At 60.7% G+C, this 15,880-nt stretch carries 14 protein-coding genes; 3 read left to right on the plus strand and 11 right to left on the minus strand.

Annotation, left to right across the window (positions count from 1 at the left end):
• Nucleotides 1-99: 99 nt before the first annotated feature.
• Nucleotides 100-1,611: a 5-carboxymethyl-2-hydroxymuconate semialdehyde dehydrogenase gene (gene hpaE / locus Q0859_RS15010; RefSeq protein ID WP_299152472.1), complete on the minus strand. Its 1,512-nt coding sequence runs from the start codon at nt 1,609-1,611 to the stop codon at nt 100-102.
• A gap of 87 nt (nt 1,612-1,698) precedes the next feature.
• Between hpaE and Q0859_RS15015 the strand changes: the two genes are divergently transcribed.
• Nucleotides 1,699-2,499: an IclR family transcriptional regulator gene (locus Q0859_RS15015; protein WP_299152474.1), complete on the plus strand. Its 801-nt coding sequence runs from the start codon at nt 1,699-1,701 to the stop codon at nt 2,497-2,499.
• Nucleotides 2,496-3,854: an aminotransferase class III-fold pyridoxal phosphate-dependent enzyme gene (locus Q0859_RS15020; RefSeq protein WP_299152479.1), complete on the plus strand. Its 1,359-nt coding sequence runs from the start codon at nt 2,496-2,498 to the stop codon at nt 3,852-3,854. Before Q0859_RS15015 ends, Q0859_RS15020 begins: the two co-directional genes overlap by 4 nt.
• 106 nt (nt 3,855-3,960) lie before the next feature.
• On the opposite strand, the gene Q0859_RS15025 is transcribed toward Q0859_RS15020, so the two are convergent.
• The 6 genes from Q0859_RS15025 to Q0859_RS15050 all read right to left on the minus strand — a co-directional run bounded on the left by Q0859_RS15025 (nt 3,961) and on the right by Q0859_RS15050 (nt 9,173).
• Entirely contained in the window at nt 3,961-4,626 is a 666-nt protein-coding gene (locus tag Q0859_RS15025) for a D-lyxose/D-mannose family sugar isomerase (protein WP_299152482.1), read from the minus strand.
• Nucleotides 4,626-5,540, minus strand: a complete 915-nt coding sequence (locus Q0859_RS15030; RefSeq protein WP_299152484.1) for a carbohydrate kinase — start codon at nt 5,538-5,540, stop codon at nt 4,626-4,628. The genes Q0859_RS15025 and Q0859_RS15030 overlap by 1 nt, the downstream gene beginning before the upstream one ends.
• Nucleotides 5,537-6,160, minus strand: a complete 624-nt coding sequence (locus tag Q0859_RS15035; protein ID WP_299152488.1) for an ATP/GTP-binding protein — start codon at nt 6,158-6,160, stop codon at nt 5,537-5,539. Before Q0859_RS15035 ends, Q0859_RS15030 begins: the two co-directional genes overlap by 4 nt.
• A gap of 1 nt (nt 6,161) precedes the next feature.
• Entirely contained in the window at nt 6,162-6,929 is a 768-nt protein-coding gene (locus Q0859_RS15040) for an ATP-binding cassette domain-containing protein (protein WP_299152491.1), read from the minus strand.
• Nucleotides 6,929-7,996 (minus strand): ABC transporter permease, encoded by a 1,068-nt coding sequence (locus tag Q0859_RS15045; RefSeq protein ID WP_299152494.1) that lies wholly within the window; start codon nt 7,994-7,996, stop codon nt 6,929-6,931. Before Q0859_RS15045 ends, Q0859_RS15040 begins: the two co-directional genes overlap by 1 nt.
• A gap of 157 nt (nt 7,997-8,153) precedes the next feature.
• Nucleotides 8,154-9,173 (minus strand): sugar ABC transporter substrate-binding protein, encoded by a 1,020-nt coding sequence (locus Q0859_RS15050; protein WP_299152497.1) that lies wholly within the window; start codon nt 9,171-9,173, stop codon nt 8,154-8,156.
• A 124-nt stretch (nt 9,174-9,297) separates the two neighbouring features.
• Here Q0859_RS15050 and Q0859_RS15055 point away from each other — a divergent pair, with 124 nt between their 5' ends.
• Complete coding sequence (locus Q0859_RS15055; RefSeq protein WP_299152500.1) at nt 9,298-10,524, plus strand: ROK family transcriptional regulator; 1,227 nt, start codon at nt 9,298-9,300, stop codon at nt 10,522-10,524.
• A 40-nt stretch (nt 10,525-10,564) separates the two neighbouring features.
• Here Q0859_RS15055 and ugpC read toward each other — a convergent pair whose 3' ends face one another.
• Genes ugpC through Q0859_RS15075 form a run of 4 tightly spaced genes read right to left on the minus strand, consistent with a single transcriptional unit; the run spans nt 10,565 to nt 15,771 of the window.
• On the minus strand, nt 10,565-11,656 hold the full coding sequence (gene ugpC / locus Q0859_RS15060) for a sn-glycerol-3-phosphate ABC transporter ATP-binding protein UgpC (protein ID WP_299152503.1): 1,092 nt from the start codon (nt 11,654-11,656) through the stop codon (nt 10,565-10,567).
• Nucleotides 11,657-11,708: 52 nt separating this feature from the next.
• Nucleotides 11,709-13,364, minus strand: a complete 1,656-nt coding sequence (locus tag Q0859_RS15065; RefSeq protein ID WP_299152506.1) for an alpha-glucosidase — start codon at nt 13,362-13,364, stop codon at nt 11,709-11,711.
• 23 nt (nt 13,365-13,387) lie between these two features.
• Nucleotides 13,388-14,542 (minus strand): carbohydrate ABC transporter permease, encoded by a 1,155-nt coding sequence (locus Q0859_RS15070; RefSeq protein ID WP_299152509.1) that lies wholly within the window; start codon nt 14,540-14,542, stop codon nt 13,388-13,390.
• Nucleotides 14,542-15,771, minus strand: a complete 1,230-nt coding sequence (locus tag Q0859_RS15075; RefSeq protein ID WP_299152513.1) for a sugar ABC transporter permease — start codon at nt 15,769-15,771, stop codon at nt 14,542-14,544. The genes Q0859_RS15070 and Q0859_RS15075 overlap by 1 nt, the downstream gene beginning before the upstream one ends.
• Between the last annotated feature and the right edge of the window lie 109 nt (nt 15,772-15,880).

Below are 15,880 nucleotides of genomic sequence, written 5' to 3' on the forward strand. Positions count from 1 at the left end.
TACGGTGCTGAGCGAAAGATACCCGCAGGACGGTGATGTTGGAATGAGGGGCTGTCTGCCCCTCACACTCCCCGAAGGTATTTTTGGCGAAAGGAAGCATCAAACCCCCAGCCTTGGAATGTGCGGGTCTTGTGTGGCGATGCCGATGTGTTTTTGTTCGGTGTAGATGTCGAAAGACTGCGCGCCGCCGTCGCGTCCGATCCCGCTGGCTTTCATGCCGCCAAATGGGGTTGGGAGGTGGCGCAGGTTGGCTGTATTGACCCAGATCATGCCTGCGTCGAGTTGGTCCATGAGCCGCATCGCGCGGTTGATGTCAGAGGTCCACAGATATGCGGCCAGCCCGTAGGGTGTATCATTGGCAATGCGCAGCGCATCGGCGTCGTCCGTGAACCGGATCGAGGTCAGGACCGGTGCGAAGATCTCATGCCGTGCGATGTCCATGTAGTTGGTCGCATTGGTGACAAGTGTTGGGCCGATGAACGTCTTGGGCCCGTCTGTTGGGACATTCGGTGCGGTCACGGTTGCCCCTTGTGTTTGTGCCCGGCGGATACTGCCCGAGACCTTGTCACAATGGGCCGCTCCGATCAGCGGTCCGATATCGGTGTTTGGGTCCAGGGGGTGCCCGACCCTGATGATCTTGATCCGTTTGATCAATGCCGCCTCGAAACGGTCCGCAATCGACGCCTGCACCAGCAGCCGTGACGCCGACGTGCACCGCTCCCCGTTGAGCGAGTAGGCCATGAACAGCGTTGCATCGAGCGCCCGTTCAAAGTCCGCATCGTCAAACACCACGATCGGGTTTTTGCCGCCAAGCTCAAGGTGCACCCGTTTTAGCGTCGCTGCCCCTTGCGCCATGATTGCCGTCCCCGTTGCCGTGCCGCCCACAAAGGCAATGGCTTTGATCTCGGGATGTTGGGTGAGGGCGCGCCCAGCCTCGTGCCCGATGCCATTGATCAGGTTCCAGACGCCGGGGGGTAGCCCTGCCTCTTTGGCGATTTCGCTCAGGATCAGGGCCGTCCATGGGCTGAGTTCGGCGGGTTTGTGCACGACGGTGCAGCCTGCGGCCAATGCTGGCGCGATCTTCCATGTGGACAGCATGAAGGGGGTGTTCCATGGCGTGATCACCCCCACGGGGCCAATGGGGATGCGTGTGGTCACGTTCATCAGCCCCGGTGAGGGTAGCGATTGACCGTCCTGCACGCCAGGCGCGAGGTCCGCGAAATAGCGGAAGTTGTCTGCGCCGCGTTGTGCAGCCTTTGCCATGAACCGGTAGGCCTGGCCCGTGTCCCAGCATTCGCAAAGGGCGATCTCGTGGGCGCGCGCCTCGATCCCGTCAGCAATTGCATGCAGCACTGCCTTGCGGGCGGTCGGGGTGGTGGTGTGCCACGTGTCGAACGCTGTCTTGGCTGCCTGGACGGCGGTATTCACGTCGCTGGCGTCACTGCGCGCGACCTCTGCGATCAGGCTGCCATCAAGGGGGGACGTAGTCTGAAAGGTCATACCTGAATGCGCGCTACATGCCTGACCATTGATGTGGTTGGGGATGCCACGCGTGCGGATGTCGCTGAGGTGTGGCGCAAGCGTGGCAAGATGGGTCGCGAGATCGGTCATGGAATGCCTGTATGATGGTTCAAATAATGAACCTGTAGACGCAAAAATATATTGAATGCGGATCGCAGGTGCGTCAAGCTGATTTACATGTCGACCGTTGCCAAAGCCTTGGGTCTGTTGGACCTGTTTTCGGACACGCAACCCCGCTTGGGGCTGTCGGATGTCCAACGTCTGACTGGCCGGGACAAGGCGACCGTGCATCGCCACCTCAGCGCCCTTGAACAGATGGGGTTTCTGGAACAGGACCCGATCAGTCGCGCCTATCGTTTGGGGCCTGCCGTGACCCGGTTGGCTGCAATGCGGGCCCGTACCGTGCCCGAAGTCGAGATGGTGCGTGCTGTTGTGGATGCGGTGAGCCGTGCGGCGGGTGAGTTGGTTCATCTCAGCCGAGTGCGGGGCTTTGATCTGGTGGATATCTATCACGCCGAACACCACGACCACCCTGTGCGTGTCAGCTTTGATGCCTATGGGTTGCCGCCGCTATTGGCCACGTCATCGGGCAAAGCCTACCTCGCGTTTTCTGCCCCCGATATACGGGAGCGGGCGCTGGCCGATCCGCGCACCCGCCTAGCCTCGGCCCCTGCGCCGGATGCGGACGTGCTGGCGGCGGAGATGGATGAGATCGCGGCCCGAGGCTATGCGTGCAACCGGGATCAGTTGCGTGCTGGCGTGTCCTCGGTCGCGATCCCGGTTTTTCAAGCGCAGGGCGCGGTTTTTGCCACCTGTTCCATCGCATATCCCACAAGCCGCGGCGGTGCAGAGGTCGAGGCCCGCCTAGCGCATCTGCTGGTGCAGCACGGCACCGACATCACCCATGCGATGGGGGGCCATGTGCCGCCCGCGGTTCAAACGATCTGGACCCAGACTTATGAAAGGACTGCGCCATGAAAGACAGCAATTTCCTCAAGGAAAACAATGCCCGTCAGTTGTGGCATCCAATGGCGCACCCTGCCGACAGCATGGCAAACCCACCCACTATCCTGACCGGGGGCGAGGGGGTTTATATCACGGACGTGGATGGGCATCGCAGCATCGACGCGGTGGGTGGCTTGTGGAACGTCAACCTCGGCTATTCCTGTCAACCTGTCAAAAACGCGATTGCCGCGCAGCTCGATGCGCTGCCCTACTATTCCACCTTCCGGGGCACATCGAATGACAAGGCGATCGAGTTGGCCTATCTGTTGGCTGACTTCTTCGGCCCCGATGGGATGAGCCGCAGCTTTTTCACCTCTGGCGGGTCCGACAGCATCGAAATTGCACTCAAACTGGCGCGCCAGTTTCACCGTATCCGGGGCGATGGCGCGCGGACCAAGTTCATCAGCCTCGACAAAGGCTATCATGGGACCCATTTCGGGGGCGCGTCGGTGAACGGCAACGCCAAGTTCCGCAACACCTATGAACCGCTCATGGCGGGCTGTTTCCACATTCCGGGCCCATACCTTTATCGCAACCCCTTCGGGACGGACGATCCTGCCGAACTGGCGCGTCTGAGCGCGGGCATGCTTGAGCGTGAGATCGCCTTTCAGGGGCCCAACACGGTCGCCGCCTTCGTGATGGAGCCGGTGCAGGGGGCGGGCGGTGTAATCGTGCCGCACCCATCATTCATGCCGATGGTGCGTGACATCTGTGACAAACATGGGGTGTTGCTGATTGCGGATGAGGTAATCACCGCCTTTGGCCGCACCGGCTCACCCACGGGCGCGCGCCATTGGGGGGTGCAACCTGATCTGATGTGCACCGCGAAGGCGATCACGAACGGGTATTTCCCCTTTGGGGCGGTGATGATTGCGGACCGGGTCGTGTCTGTGTTTGAGGATGACCAAAGCGGCGCGGGATCTGTGGACAGCGGATATACCTATTCCGGCCATCCGGTGGGTGCAGCTGCCGCGGTCGCTGCGGTTGAGGAAACCATGTGCCTGCGCCCTTGGGACAATGCAGCCGTGCGCGGGCGTGAGTTGAAGGCGGGGCTGGACGCCCTCGCAACCCGTTATGATGTGATCGGGGACGTGCGCGGCGAAGGGCTGATGTGCGCGATTGAGTTTGTCAGCGACCCATTGGCCAAAACGCCGATTGGCAAGGCGCTACCATTGGCCTTCCAAAAGGCCGCTTACGAGGATGGCGTGATGATCCGGGTGTCTGGCAACAACGCCATTTTCTCACCGCCTTTGGTGGTTGAAGCGGGGCATGTGCAAAAGATCCTGAGCGCGACCGAAGCCGGACTGAAGGCGATGATGGCTGCGTAAGGCGGACGTGTCGTCCGCCCTTGCTTCACACGGGCGGCAGGCCAGCGCTTTGCGCCCCTCTTCGATCCGGGGTTTGCGCCGTGATCGACGTATTGCGGGCCCCGGCTCAGTAGTCGCTGACCAGCAGATGTGTGGGGGCCACGTCTTCGGTAAGGGTTGAAAACCGCCCGATGGGCATCTCGAAAATATTGTCCGTCAGATCGTCGTTCACGGTCGACACCTCATGGATCAGGCAATCGCCACCTTCTCCCCAAAACGCGTGCCAGGTCGTCGGGGTCAAAGTCACCGATGCGCCCACGGGCAGCTTCAGGTGCCCGCCCGCAGGCAGGGTCATTGCCACCCCGTCGCTTGTCACATGCACATCCGCCTTGCGATCAATCTGACCCTCGGCGTCGCACGTGAACAGCTCAAGCACCAGTGTCGCGCCGCCGCGATTGATGATATCCTCGGTCTTGAGGACATGCCGATGCATGGGTGAAAGTTGATCGCGCCGCGAGATCATCAGCTTTTCCGCATAAAGCATCGCGCCTTGTTGCCCCATCTCGGACAGATCGCCGTTGCGCAGGGTGAACAGGAACAGGCCCATCTCATCGAACCGGCCTTGCCCATAATCGGTGATGTCCCAGCCGAGGCGACGGTCGCGGATCAGGGTCCCCTGTGCGCTGCGTATCTCGTCCGGGGTCCAATGTGCGAACGGCGGCGGCGTCCAGCCGTGGCGGGCAAAAAAATCAGCCCCTTCCGCAAGGATATCGTTGATCCGGGATCGGTCCATCAGTCCAGCTCCTTGGCCCAAGGCGGGTTCGCACCCGCGCGTGATACCGTCACGGCGGCGGCGCGGGTTGCGAGGCCCAGCATGTCGGTAAGGGTTCCTGCGTTGAGTGTGTCGATCGCATCCGGCGTCAGCGCGTCAGCCCGGCGCAGCGCGGCAAGGCATCCGGCGTTGAACGTGTCACCTGCGCCCACCGTATCGATTACTTGGGCCGTGACCGCCCCGGCTCGGGCTTGCGTGCCGTTCTTGAGGTAGGCGGTTGCACCCTTGCTGCCTTCGGTCAGCAGCAACATGCGGGGACCCATGCGCAGGACCACCTCTGCCTTTGCGCTCAAGTCGCCCTCGGGCACAAGCCAGCCGATATCATCATCCGACAGCTTCACGATGTCGGCCCGGCCAATCAACCTGGTCAGCCGCGCGCGGTAGCCCGCGTGATCAGACACAAAGCCGGGACGGATATTGGGATCTGCCATGATCAGCCTGTCCGCTGGCTGGGCCAGTGCAAGGTCCAGCAACGTGTCGGCCACGGGCGGGTTACACAGGGATATGCCGCCAAAGAACATCGCTTCGACCGTGTCGGGGATTGCGGGAATATCTGCCGCCTGAATATCGCGGGTGGCGGTGCCGATATCATAGAATGAATACGTCGCCTGCCCCTGATCCAGATGCACCATGGCCAGCGTCGTGTTGCGGTCGCTGCGTACGGCGTGATCCGTGCTGACGCGGCTGTCGATCAAGTGTTGTTCGATCTGCGTCCCGAACGGATCGGAGGACAGGCCGGTTACCAACCTCACAGGTTCTCCCAAGCGCCCAAGTGCGACGGCCGTGTTCAAAACCGCCCCCCCCACATGGGGCACATAGGCCCCGTCGGCATTGGGGATCATATCAATCAGGGCCTCGCCCGCGCACAGGATCATTGTGGAGTCTCGCTTAGGGTCAGATCAGCGGGCAGCATATGTTGCACCACCAAATCCGCGTTTTTCATATCGTTGTCATTGGCCCGTCTGGCGGCATCTTGGGCGCTCAACCCGTGGTCCAGCCAGCGTTGCACAAGCCGGGCCTGCAATACCTCGGGCGGTGGTGTCAGTGCAATCGAAAGCGACCAGCGCGTCGCCAGATCGCGCCAGATAGGGGCATCAAACAGCAGGTAATTGCCCTCGACCAGCACCGTGTCGCAGTCGGCGGGGGCATAGCCTGCACCCGCAATCGCAATGTCGCGGTCCCGGTCAAACAGCGGATAGACGACGCCCTCTGGATCTTGCAATGCGTGCACCAGACGCAGCACGCCAGCGGCATCAAAGGTTTGAGGTGCCCCTTTCTGCGCGCGCAATCCGCGTGCATCGAGCAAGCGGTTGTCGAGGTGAAAGCCGTCCATCGGCACGATCTGCACCGTTTGGCCCGCATGCGCCAGATCATCGGCAAGCTGCCCGGCAAACGTCGATTTGCCGCTGCCGGGTGGCCCGACCACTGCTATCAGTCTCCGGTTGGGCCGCAAGGGTGCCGCAAGGATCCGTGCACAGATCTCGTCGCGTGTCATATCAGGCCGCAACCTCGGGTTCTGCGGCCCCCGTCATGTAGGCGACAGCGTCGGACATCGAATGGTCCTTGGGGTCGATCACGCACAGCCGCCGTCCAAGGCGATGCACGTGGATGCGGTCCGCAATTTCAAACACATGAGGCATGTTGTGGCTGATCAGGATGATCGGAATGCCCCGTGCGCGCACGTCCTGGATCAGGTCCAGCACCTTGCGGCTTTCCTTGACCCCAAGCGCGGCGGTGGGCTCGTCCAGAATCACGACCTTGGACCCAAAGGCGGCGGCGCGGGCCACCGCGACCCCCTGGCGCTGCCCGCCCGACAGGGATTCGACGGCCTGATTGATGTTCTGGATCGTGGCGAGCCCCAATTCGTTCAGCTTGTCCCGCGCGAATTTCTCCATCGCGGGCTTGTCCAATTGGCGAAACAGTTTGCCCATGATCCCCGATTTGCGGATTTCGCGGCCCATGAACATGTTGTCCGCAATCGACAGGGCAGGGGACATGGCAAGGGTCTGATAGACCGTCTCGATGCCTTCCGCGCGGGCCTCGATCGGGGTGCGAAACTTGATCTCGCGCCCTTCGAGCCAGACTTGCCCCTCATCCGGTATCGTTGCCCCGGACACGGCCTTGACCATCGAGGATTTGCCCGCCCCGTTGTCCCCGATCACGGCGAGGATTTCACCGGGCATCAGGTCAAAGTCTGCGTGATCAAGGGCGGTGACTTTGCCATAGCGTTTCACGAGGCCGCGCGCCTTCAGGATCGGTTCCATTATGCTGATACCTTTCTGATCCATTGGTCGACGGCGACGGCTGCGATGATGAGCGTGCCGATGAGCAGGAATGTCCATTGCGGGTTGGCCCCCGCCATCCGCAGGCCCAGTTCGAACACACCCACGATCAACGCGCCGAACAGCGCCCCGGCGATGGAGCCGCGCCCGCCGAACAGCGATATGCCCCCGATCACGACCGCCGTAATCGCCTGAATATTGCCGATGACCCCGGTGGTGGCTGAGGGCGAAATGGACCCAAACCGCCCGATCATCACCCACCCGGCCAACCCGCAGATCAGGCCTGCTGCCATGTAGACGCTCATATAGGTCTTGTGTACGTCAACGCCGGACAGCTCTGCGGCCTCCGGGTCGTCGCCCACCGCATAGACATGTCGCCCCCACGCGGTTGCGCGCAGTGCATAGGCCAATCCGATGAACAGCAGGATCATCAGGATGACGCCAAGGGTAAAGGTGGCCCCCCCGAATTGCAGTTTTGTGCCGAGGAATTGGAGGAAGGCGGCCTCCGCCTCGATATCCTGTGAGCGGATGGTTTCGTTGGCTGAATAGAGGTATGTGGCCGCCAGCACGATCTGCCACATCCCCAGAGTGACGATGAAGGGGGGCAGTTTCATCCGGCTGACAAGCCAGCCGCTGATGGCCCCCAAAGTGGTGCCCACGGTTAGCCCGATGGCGACCGAAATGGCGGGGGGAACGCCGTAGGTGAACGATGCTTTGCCCATCACCACGGTGCAAAGAACAGCGATGGCCCCGACGCTGAGGTCGATGCCTGCGGTCAGGATAATCAGGGTCTGGGCCGCTGCCAGCACGCCCACGATCTGCACCTGTTGCAGGATCAGCGTCAGTGCGAAGGGCGAGAAAAAGCGGGATCCCAGCAGGATACCAAACAATGCGACCGAAAAGACCAGCACGATAAGCGGCACCAGCGACGGCGTCTGGTGCAGGGTGTGCTGCATCCGTCCGATCAGGCCGGTGCGTGTGTCCTCAAACTCTGCGACGCGTGCATCTGCGGTTGTGGCGGCGGATTCGTAGTTGTCCGAATTCGACATCTGGGTCCCCTCCCGAAGGTCAAGAAACGGGGCAGGTGATGGACCTGCCCCGATTGGTATTGGCAAAATGGCGAGCCTAGAGTTGCCCTCGGGGCTCCGCCCGTGACACCCTCAAACGCCCCACTGGGGCGTTTGCCAGCTTTGCTGGTTCAGGGTGTCACCCCCAGCACCGGTCGGTGCCTTCTGCAACCGAAATGCTTTCGACCCCATCGGCAGGCTTATCCGTGACGAGGGCCACGCCCGTGTCAAAGAAGTCCTTGCCGTCCGTCGCTGTGGGTTTCTCGCCATCTGCGGCCCATTTCGCAATCGCTTCGATCCCGAGCGAGGCCATCAGCAGCGGATATTGCTGTGATGTGGCCCCGATCACGCCATCGGCGATGTTCTGCACACCGGGGCAGCCACCATCGACGGACACGATCAGCACGTCATTCTCGCGCCCGATGGCTTTGAGTGCCTCATAGGCCCCCGCCGCAGCCGGTTCGTTGATGGTGTAGACCACGTTGATGAAGGGATCCTTGGCCAAGAGGTTCTCCATCGCGCGGCGGCCGCCTTCCTCGTTGCCAGCGGTTACGTCATGGCCGACGATGCGTGGATCATCCTCGTCGCCCCACTTGCCGGGATCTTTGACGTCAATGCCAAAGCCGGTCAGGAAGCCCTGATCGCGCAACACGCCCACGGTGGGCTGGCTGATGGCCAGATCAAGCATCCCGATCTTGGCGTCTGCGGCTGCATCGCCCAAGGTGGCGGCAGCCCATTGGCCGATCAACTCACCCGCAAGGAAGTTGTCGGTGGCAAAGGTCATATCGGCCGCTCCGATAGGCTCCAGCGGCGTATCCAGTGCGATGACCAACAGCCCCGCATCCCGTGCCTGCTGCACCACGGGCACAATCGAGGCGGTGTCAGAGGCGGTGATCAGGATGCCCTTGGCCCCGTTTGCGATGCAGGTCTCAATCGCCTGCACCTGGGTTTCATGGTCGCCGTCAATCTTGCCGGCATAGGAATTGAGGGTAATGCCCAGCTCTTCCGCCTTGGCCGTCGCGCCTTCGCGCATCTTCACAAAGAACGGGTTGGTGTCAGTTTTGGTGATCAGGCACGCGGAAACGGCGTGACCATCGGCATAGGCAGCGCCACCCATGGCAGAGATGGCAAAAGCAGTGCTCAAAAGCAGTTTTTTCATAGTGTCCTCCCAAAGAATTTCGCGGCAGACGGGCGGACCCCCTGCCAACAGCCCTTAGGGAAACGTGATTCTGTAAAGCTGTCAATTAGTAACTCAACTTGATTTATTAATTGCAGGCGGCATTATGCTCGCAAAGAGAGGTATTATCGTGACTGCGGATCATGTGCGCAGCCTGTCGGGGGGGATCAACCAGACCGGCGTGCGGGCTCATAACGAGCGGCTGATGCTGTCAGTGTTGCAGCGCAATGGCGCACTGCCCGGCAGTGATCTGGCCCGTCGCACCGGGCTGTCGCCACAGACTGCTTCGGTGATCCTGCGCAAGCTCGAACAGGATGGTCTGTTGCGCCGTGGCGCGTCGGTAAAGGGCAAGGTGGGCAAGCCGTCCGTGCCCTTTGCGTTGAACCCCGATGGCGTGTTCACCCTTGGCCTCAAGGTGGGGCGGCGCAGCGCGGATATGGTTGTGCTCGATATGCTGGGCGACATTCGTCACCAGGTGCGCGTGACCTATGATTACCCGCTGCCGGATACGGTGTTCGGTTTTCTGCGTGACGGGTTTGCGGCGTTGATGAATGATATGCCCGAGGACATGCGCGCCCGGCTGTCCGGCATCGGCATCGCGGCCCCGTTCGAGCTATGGCATTGGCACGAGCTGCTTGGCGCGCCTGCCGACCAGTTCGCGGCATGGAAAGACGCGGACTTTGCGACCCAGGCCGCGCAGATCACCGGGTTGGCCGTGCATATGGTCAATGATGCAACCGCCGCTTGCCGCGCCGAACATGTGTTTGGGATTGGACGGGAATACCGGGACTACGTCTATTTCTATGTGGGGGCGTTCATCGGGGGTGGGATCGTGCTGGATCACGCGGTGTTCGAGGGCAATCAGGACAATGCAGGTGCCTTTGGGTCGATGCCTGTGCCCGACCTGCAAAACCGACCCGCTCAGTTGATTGATCTTGCGTCGATCCACGCGCTGGAAGGGCGGTTGGAGCGGGCCGGTCAAGACCCCCGCCAGCTTTGGGCGCAACCGCAGGACTGGTCCCATCTGGAGACGCATGTGGGGCCGTGGCTGGAACAGGCCGCCGATGGGCTGGCATGGGCGGTGGTGTCGTCCTGCGCAGTGATGGATTTCGAGGCCGTGGTGATCGACGGGGCGCTGCCTGCTGACATACGGGCGCGGCTGGTCGATATGACGTGCGCGGCTCTTGCGACCAAAGACATGCGGGGGCTGATCCCGCCTGTGACCGTTGCGGGCAATATCGGGGCCGATGCGCGGGGGATCGGGGCGGCGGCCGGGCCGATGATCAGCCAGTTCCTGCTGGGCAGATCATCGGCGCAGGTGCAGTATCCCTGATATCAAGGCGTAAGGCGGACGTGTCGTCCGCCCTGCTGGCCTAGCGGTAGTAAAGCGACTGCCCATTGGCGAACAGCTGCACTTTCTCAGGCACAGCAGTGACCTTGACGGTCTGGCCACGCAGGCTTTGGTGGATGCCGGGCATCTTGGCCAGCACGGCCTGTGCATCGCCGTTGGCCATGAAATAGAGGATCGTGACCTCGCCCAGGGCCTCGGTGAAATCGACCACACCCTCATAGGCGGCGTCATCCCCTGTGGTCACAGTCATGTCTTCGGGGCGCACGCCCACGTTGACCTTCAAGCCCTTGTCCGCATCTGTCGTGGGCACTGCGGATGTGATCATCAACCCGCTGTCCATCTTGATCTTGGTCATGGCGCCGGTTTCGACGATTTCGCCGGGCAGCAGGTTCATCGAAGGGGACCCGATGAACTGGGCCACAAACTCGTTCTCGGGACGCTCGTAAAGCTCAAGGGGAGAACCGACCTGCGCGATGCCCTTGTTGGCAAGCACCACGATGCGGCTGGCCAGTGTCATCGCCTCGACCTGATCGTGGGTCACATAGATCATTGTGCTGTCGGGCATCGATTCCTTGAGCTGCGCAATCTCGATCCGGGTGGCGACGCGCAAGGCGGCATCCAGGTTCGAGAGGGGTTCATCAAAGAGATAGACCTTGGGATCGCGCACGATCGAGCGGCCAATGGCAACCCGCTGGCGCTGCCCGCCGGACAGGGCCTTGGGCAAGCGATCCAGATAAGGTTCGAGTTGCAGGATACGCGCGGCCTTGTCGACGGCGGCGTTGATCTCTTCCGGTGATTTCTTGGCCAGCTTCAGCGCGAAGGTCATGTTGTCGCGCACCGTCATATGCGGATAAAGCGCGTAGGACTGGAACACCATCGCGATGCCGCGTTGGGCCGGAGGGACATCGTTGACGACTGTCCCGTCGATCTCAAGCGTGCCGCCCGAGATTTTCTCAAGACCCGCGATCATGCGCAGCAACGTGGACTTGCCACAGCCCGATGGGCCGACGAACACGATCAACTCGCCCTTTTGGATGTCGAGGTTGATGTCGTTGAGCACATTGACCGTGCCCCCGTAGGTCTTGGCGACATCTGTCAGTTTTAGATCAGCCATTGTTGTCCCTCCCTAAATACACCCGCTGGGTCGGGCGATGTCCCTTTGTCTCTTATGTTTTCAGCAACAGTGACACTTGCCACGCGCCCAGGTGCAGTTTGCCGTCAATCCCGGGTTGCGTGCTGCCAAGTTCGGCCCCGATGGTCACCCAATCGCCCGCAGGCATATCATGGCTGACCACATCATCGCTCAGGTTGAAGACACAATAGATGGTCTGATCCCCATGCGTGCGGGTGAAGTGCAGCACTGATCCGGTCGCGGTGACGTTTTCATGCGCGCCTTTGATCAGGGCCGGATGGGTGCGCCGGAAATTCAGTGCCTTGCGGTAGTGGTGTAGCAAGGCGGCAGGATCGTCTTCCTGCACCCCGGCTGCGGCATGCAAATGCTCGGTGCTGATGGGCAGCCACGGCGTGGCACTGGTAAAGCCCGCGTTCTGGTTTGACGCCTCCCACACCATGGGGGTGCGGCACCCGTCACGGCCCTTGAATTCAGGCCAGAACTCGATGCCATACGGGTCTTGCAGGTCCTCAAAGGCGACATCAGCCTCGTTCAACCCCAACTCCTCGCCCTGATAAAGGCAGACAGAGCCGCGCAGCGACAACAGCAACGTGCACAAGGCGCGTTTGGCCGGGTCGCCCAGGTTCCATCGGCTCGCATGGCGCACGACGTCGTGGTTGGAAAAGGCCCAACAGGCCCACCCGTCCGCCACATGTTCATCCACATCATGCAGGACCTTGGCAAAGCGGGCTGCCGTCGGGGTGGCCCCCGACAGAAACTCGAACGAATAGCACATGTGCACCCGATCATCGCCTGCCGTGTATTCGCCCATGATCTCGAGCCCGCGCTGCGCCTCGCCCACTTCGCCCACAGAGGCGGCGGCGTCATATTCTTCCAGCACCGCGCGGAAGCGCTCGAGAAAGGCCAGGTTTTCGGGTCGGTTCTTTGAATAGAGGTGCAATTGGTGGTTATAGGGGTTCACGCTTGGCGCGATAGTCGCATCGCGCTGATCGACGGGCAGCGCCGGATTGCTGCGCAATTGCTGATCGTGCACATAAAAGTTGATGGTATCGAGCCGGAACCCATCCACACCCCGATCCAGCCAGAACCGCACCACATCAAGCAGCGCGTCCTGCACCGCAGGGCAGTGAAAGTTGAGGTCGGGCTGTTCGACCAAAAAGTTGTGCAGATAGTACTGCTCGCGACGGGCATCCCACTGCCAGGCCGAGCCGCCAAAGATTGACAGCCAGTTGTTGGGCGGCGTGCCATCATCTTTCGGTTCGGCCCATACAAACCAGTCGGATTTGGGGTTGTCCCGGTTGGCCCGGCTTTCCACGAACCACGGATGCTGGTCCGAGGTGTGGGACAACACAAGGTCGATCATCACCCGAATCCCGAGCGAGTGGGCCGCTTCGACCATTGCGTCGAAATCCGCCAGGGTGCCGAACATCGGATCAACGCCGCAATAGTCGCTCACATCGTAGCCGAAGTCCTTCATCGGTGAGGTAAAGAACGGCGAAATCCAGATCGCGTCCACCCCAAGAGAGGCCACATAGGGCAGGCGGCTTGTGATCCCGTTCAGATCGCCAATACCGTCCCCGTTGCTGTCCTGAAAGCTGCGCGGGTAGATCTGATAGATCACCGCCCCACGCCACCAGTCCTTATCAGCCACGAGGGTCCTGCCCATGTCGAAGTCCGCTTTCGTATTCATCTTACGGTCCTAGTTTCCGCTGGTTACTTTACAGAGCCGGCCAACAGGCCGCGCACGAGGTATTTTTGCATCGCAAAGAACACGACCAATGGGACGGCGATGGACACAAAAGCCGCTGTCGCAAGGATTTCCCAATTTCCGCCACGGGTGCCAAGCAGGTTCACGATTTGGTCTGTCATCACAGTGGTCTGTCCGGTTGAGTCGATCAGGAACACTTTGGCCACCAGCAGGTCATTCCATGTCCACAGGAACTGGAAGATCGCGAAGGATGCCAAGGCCGGGAAGGACAGCGGGAGGATGATCTTGGTGAAGATCTGGAAGTCGGTCGCCCCGTCCACCTTGGCGTTTTCGATGATGTCCCTTGGCAGGCCTACCATGTAGTTGCGCAACAGATATATCGCGAGCGGCAAGCCAAACCCGGTATGGGCAAGCCACGTGCCCAGATACCCTTTGCCGATCCCGATGCCCACGTGCAGCGACAGCAGCGGGATCAGCGCCAGCTGCAGCGGCACAACCAGCAGGCCCACAATGATCGCAATCAGCAGCGCGCGCCCCGGAAAGTCCATCCAAGCAAGCGCATAGGCTGCAAAGGCCGCCACCACGATTGGGATAACCGTCGCCGGGATCGTGACTGTCAGCGTGTTGAAGAACGCCTTGGTCATGTTATCTCCGGCGGTGCCGGAAAACAGGATCGTGTTGTAGTTGTTGAAGGTGAATTCTGGTGGTGACACCGCCGTCACAAAGGCCCGTTGCCCCCGACCGCTGATCTGTTCGTCATTCCCGGTCCATGCGTAGTTGCCTTCTGCGTCCACACTGAAGGTTTCACCATCACCCAGATCGGCCACTTCACCGGGCGCATAGGCACCGATCTCGCGGCTGGACGTGCCCCAGCTTTTGATATCTCCGCCGCCGCGGTTCTCGGTAAAGAAGTTGCCCTTGACCACATAGACACCATCGACGTTGCTGCGGTTGTCGTCCGGGTCAGCCACACGGTAGCGTTGGGATTGCTCGGACGGGAACAGCGCCGCCCACCAGCCTGATGATGAGATTTGATCTGCTGTCCGGAAGGACGAGACCAGCAACCCGACGGTGGGAAAAATCCAAAGCGCGACCAAAAGGACGGTACTGATTTGGACAACCCATCCAAGGGATGATTTGGAACCAGCGATATTGTCCATTATTTCATCTCCTTGCGGGCGTTATAGACGTTCCAGATCAGGATGGGCGAAACGAGCAGCATGATGATGATCGCACTTGCCGACCCCACCCCCCATTCATCGGCGCGGAACAGTTTGTCGTACATGTAGTTGGCCAGAACCTGCGTTTCCCATTGCCCGTTGGACATGGCGAACACGATGTCAAAGACCTTGAGCACAACCAGGGTGATTGTGGTCCAGACCACCACGATGGTGCCCATGATCTGCGGCACCTTGATCTTGAAGAACACCTGTAACGGGTTGGCCCCGTCCACGATGGCGGCCTCGATCGTTTCCTCGGGGATGCCGCGCAGGGCCGCGGACAGGATCACCATGGCAAAGCCGGTCTGGATCCAGATCAGCACGACCATCAGGAAAAAGCTGTTCCAGAATGGGATGGTCAGCCATGTCTGCGGCTCTCCGTAAGGGAAGCTGAAGACGAACAACCCCGCAAGCGACTTCACCGACAGCCATACCAGGTAAAGTGCGGCACTGCCGACGAACAGACGCAAGGGAATAAATCCGAGGCCTTCGTCATTGCGGTTGGCGATGGGCTGAATGAAAATCCAGCCCACATAGGCCACGATGCCAGCAAATGATGCGAGGACCAGGGCAGGCAGCGCCTTGAGGAACAGGAATGAACCAATCCCCCCCTCAAACTGTAGCCACACGGCGTTCAGAATACCGATCTGGTTCTGATCCACGGGCCGGGTGTCATAGACCAGCTTGAAGATCACGGCCGCACCAACGAACGAGATCGCCATGGGCATGAAGATCAGGGATTTCGCAACCGAGCCCCACTTGATCCGGTCGGTAAGTTGTGCGGCCAACAAGCCAAAGGCGGTGGCGGCAGCGGGCACAACGATCAGCCAGAGCATGTTGTTGCTGAGCGCTTCCCAGAATTTCGGTTCGGAGAACATTTGCTGGTAATTCTCAAGACCCACAAACGCGCCACCCTGATCACGGTCCGTCAGGGACAGGCGCAGCGTTTCGAACACCGGATAAGCCAGATACAGGCCAAGGGCGAACAGCGCAGGGAACAGGAACAACCAGGGCCGGATCAGATTGGCGCGGTTGATATTCTGTCCGGCGTTCGGACCCTTCGCGGGGAAAAGGACTTTGTCCAGAAACTGATTGGACAGGTAAAAGTAACCGATACATCCGCCGACACCGGCAATGATGGTAATCAAACCTAGTAGTGCGGGGTTCATGGCACGTCTCCCTTGCCAGAGACCTTATGGTCTTTTCTTATGCGACCTTGTGGTCTTGTCTTGGACCAGCCCGCGCAATATGCGGACTGGTCGATCTTGTCGCGCGTGG

The sequence above is a fragment of the uncultured Tateyamaria sp. genome (assembly GCF_947497045.1).
GTDB lineage: Bacteria > Pseudomonadota > Alphaproteobacteria > Rhodobacterales > Rhodobacteraceae > Tateyamaria.

Excerpts from the sequence above, each read along its gene's own strand:
- Q0859_RS15070 (WP_299152509.1), bottom strand. The coding sequence starts at position 14,542 with ATGGACAATATCGCTGGTTCCAAATCATCCCTTGGATGGGTTGTCCAA.
- ugpC (WP_299152503.1), bottom strand. The coding sequence starts at position 11,656 with ATGGCTGATCTAAAACTGACAGATGTCGCCAAGACCTACGGGGGCACG.
- Q0859_RS15030 (WP_299152484.1), bottom strand. The coding sequence starts at position 5,540 with ATGATCCTGTGCGCGGGCGAGGCCCTGATTGATATGATCCCCAATGCC.
- Q0859_RS15075 (WP_299152513.1), bottom strand. The coding sequence starts at position 15,771 with ATGAACCCCGCACTACTAGGTTTGATTACCATCATTGCCGGTGTCGGC.
- hpaE (WP_299152472.1), bottom strand. The coding sequence starts at position 1,611 with ATGACCGATCTCGCGACCCATCTTGCCACGCTTGCGCCACACCTCAGC.
- Q0859_RS15015 (WP_299152474.1), top strand. The coding sequence starts at position 1,699 with ATGTCGACCGTTGCCAAAGCCTTGGGTCTGTTGGACCTGTTTTCGGAC.
- Q0859_RS15065 (WP_299152506.1), bottom strand. The coding sequence starts at position 13,364 with ATGAATACGAAAGCGGACTTCGACATGGGCAGGACCCTCGTGGCTGAT.
- Q0859_RS15050 (WP_299152497.1), bottom strand. The coding sequence starts at position 9,173 with ATGAAAAAACTGCTTTTGAGCACTGCTTTTGCCATCTCTGCCATGGGT.
- Q0859_RS15055 (WP_299152500.1), top strand. The coding sequence starts at position 9,298 with ATGCTCGCAAAGAGAGGTATTATCGTGACTGCGGATCATGTGCGCAGC.
- Q0859_RS15040 (WP_299152491.1), bottom strand. The coding sequence starts at position 6,929 with ATGGAACCGATCCTGAAGGCGCGCGGCCTCGTGAAACGCTATGGCAAA.
- Q0859_RS15045 (WP_299152494.1), bottom strand. The coding sequence starts at position 7,996 with ATGTCGAATTCGGACAACTACGAATCCGCCGCCACAACCGCAGATGCA.
- Q0859_RS15025 (WP_299152482.1), bottom strand. The coding sequence starts at position 4,626 with ATGGACCGATCCCGGATCAACGATATCCTTGCGGAAGGGGCTGATTTT.
- Q0859_RS15020 (WP_299152479.1), top strand. The coding sequence starts at position 2,496 with ATGAAAGACAGCAATTTCCTCAAGGAAAACAATGCCCGTCAGTTGTGG.
- Q0859_RS15035 (WP_299152488.1), bottom strand. The coding sequence starts at position 6,160 with ATGACACGCGACGAGATCTGTGCACGGATCCTTGCGGCACCCTTGCGG.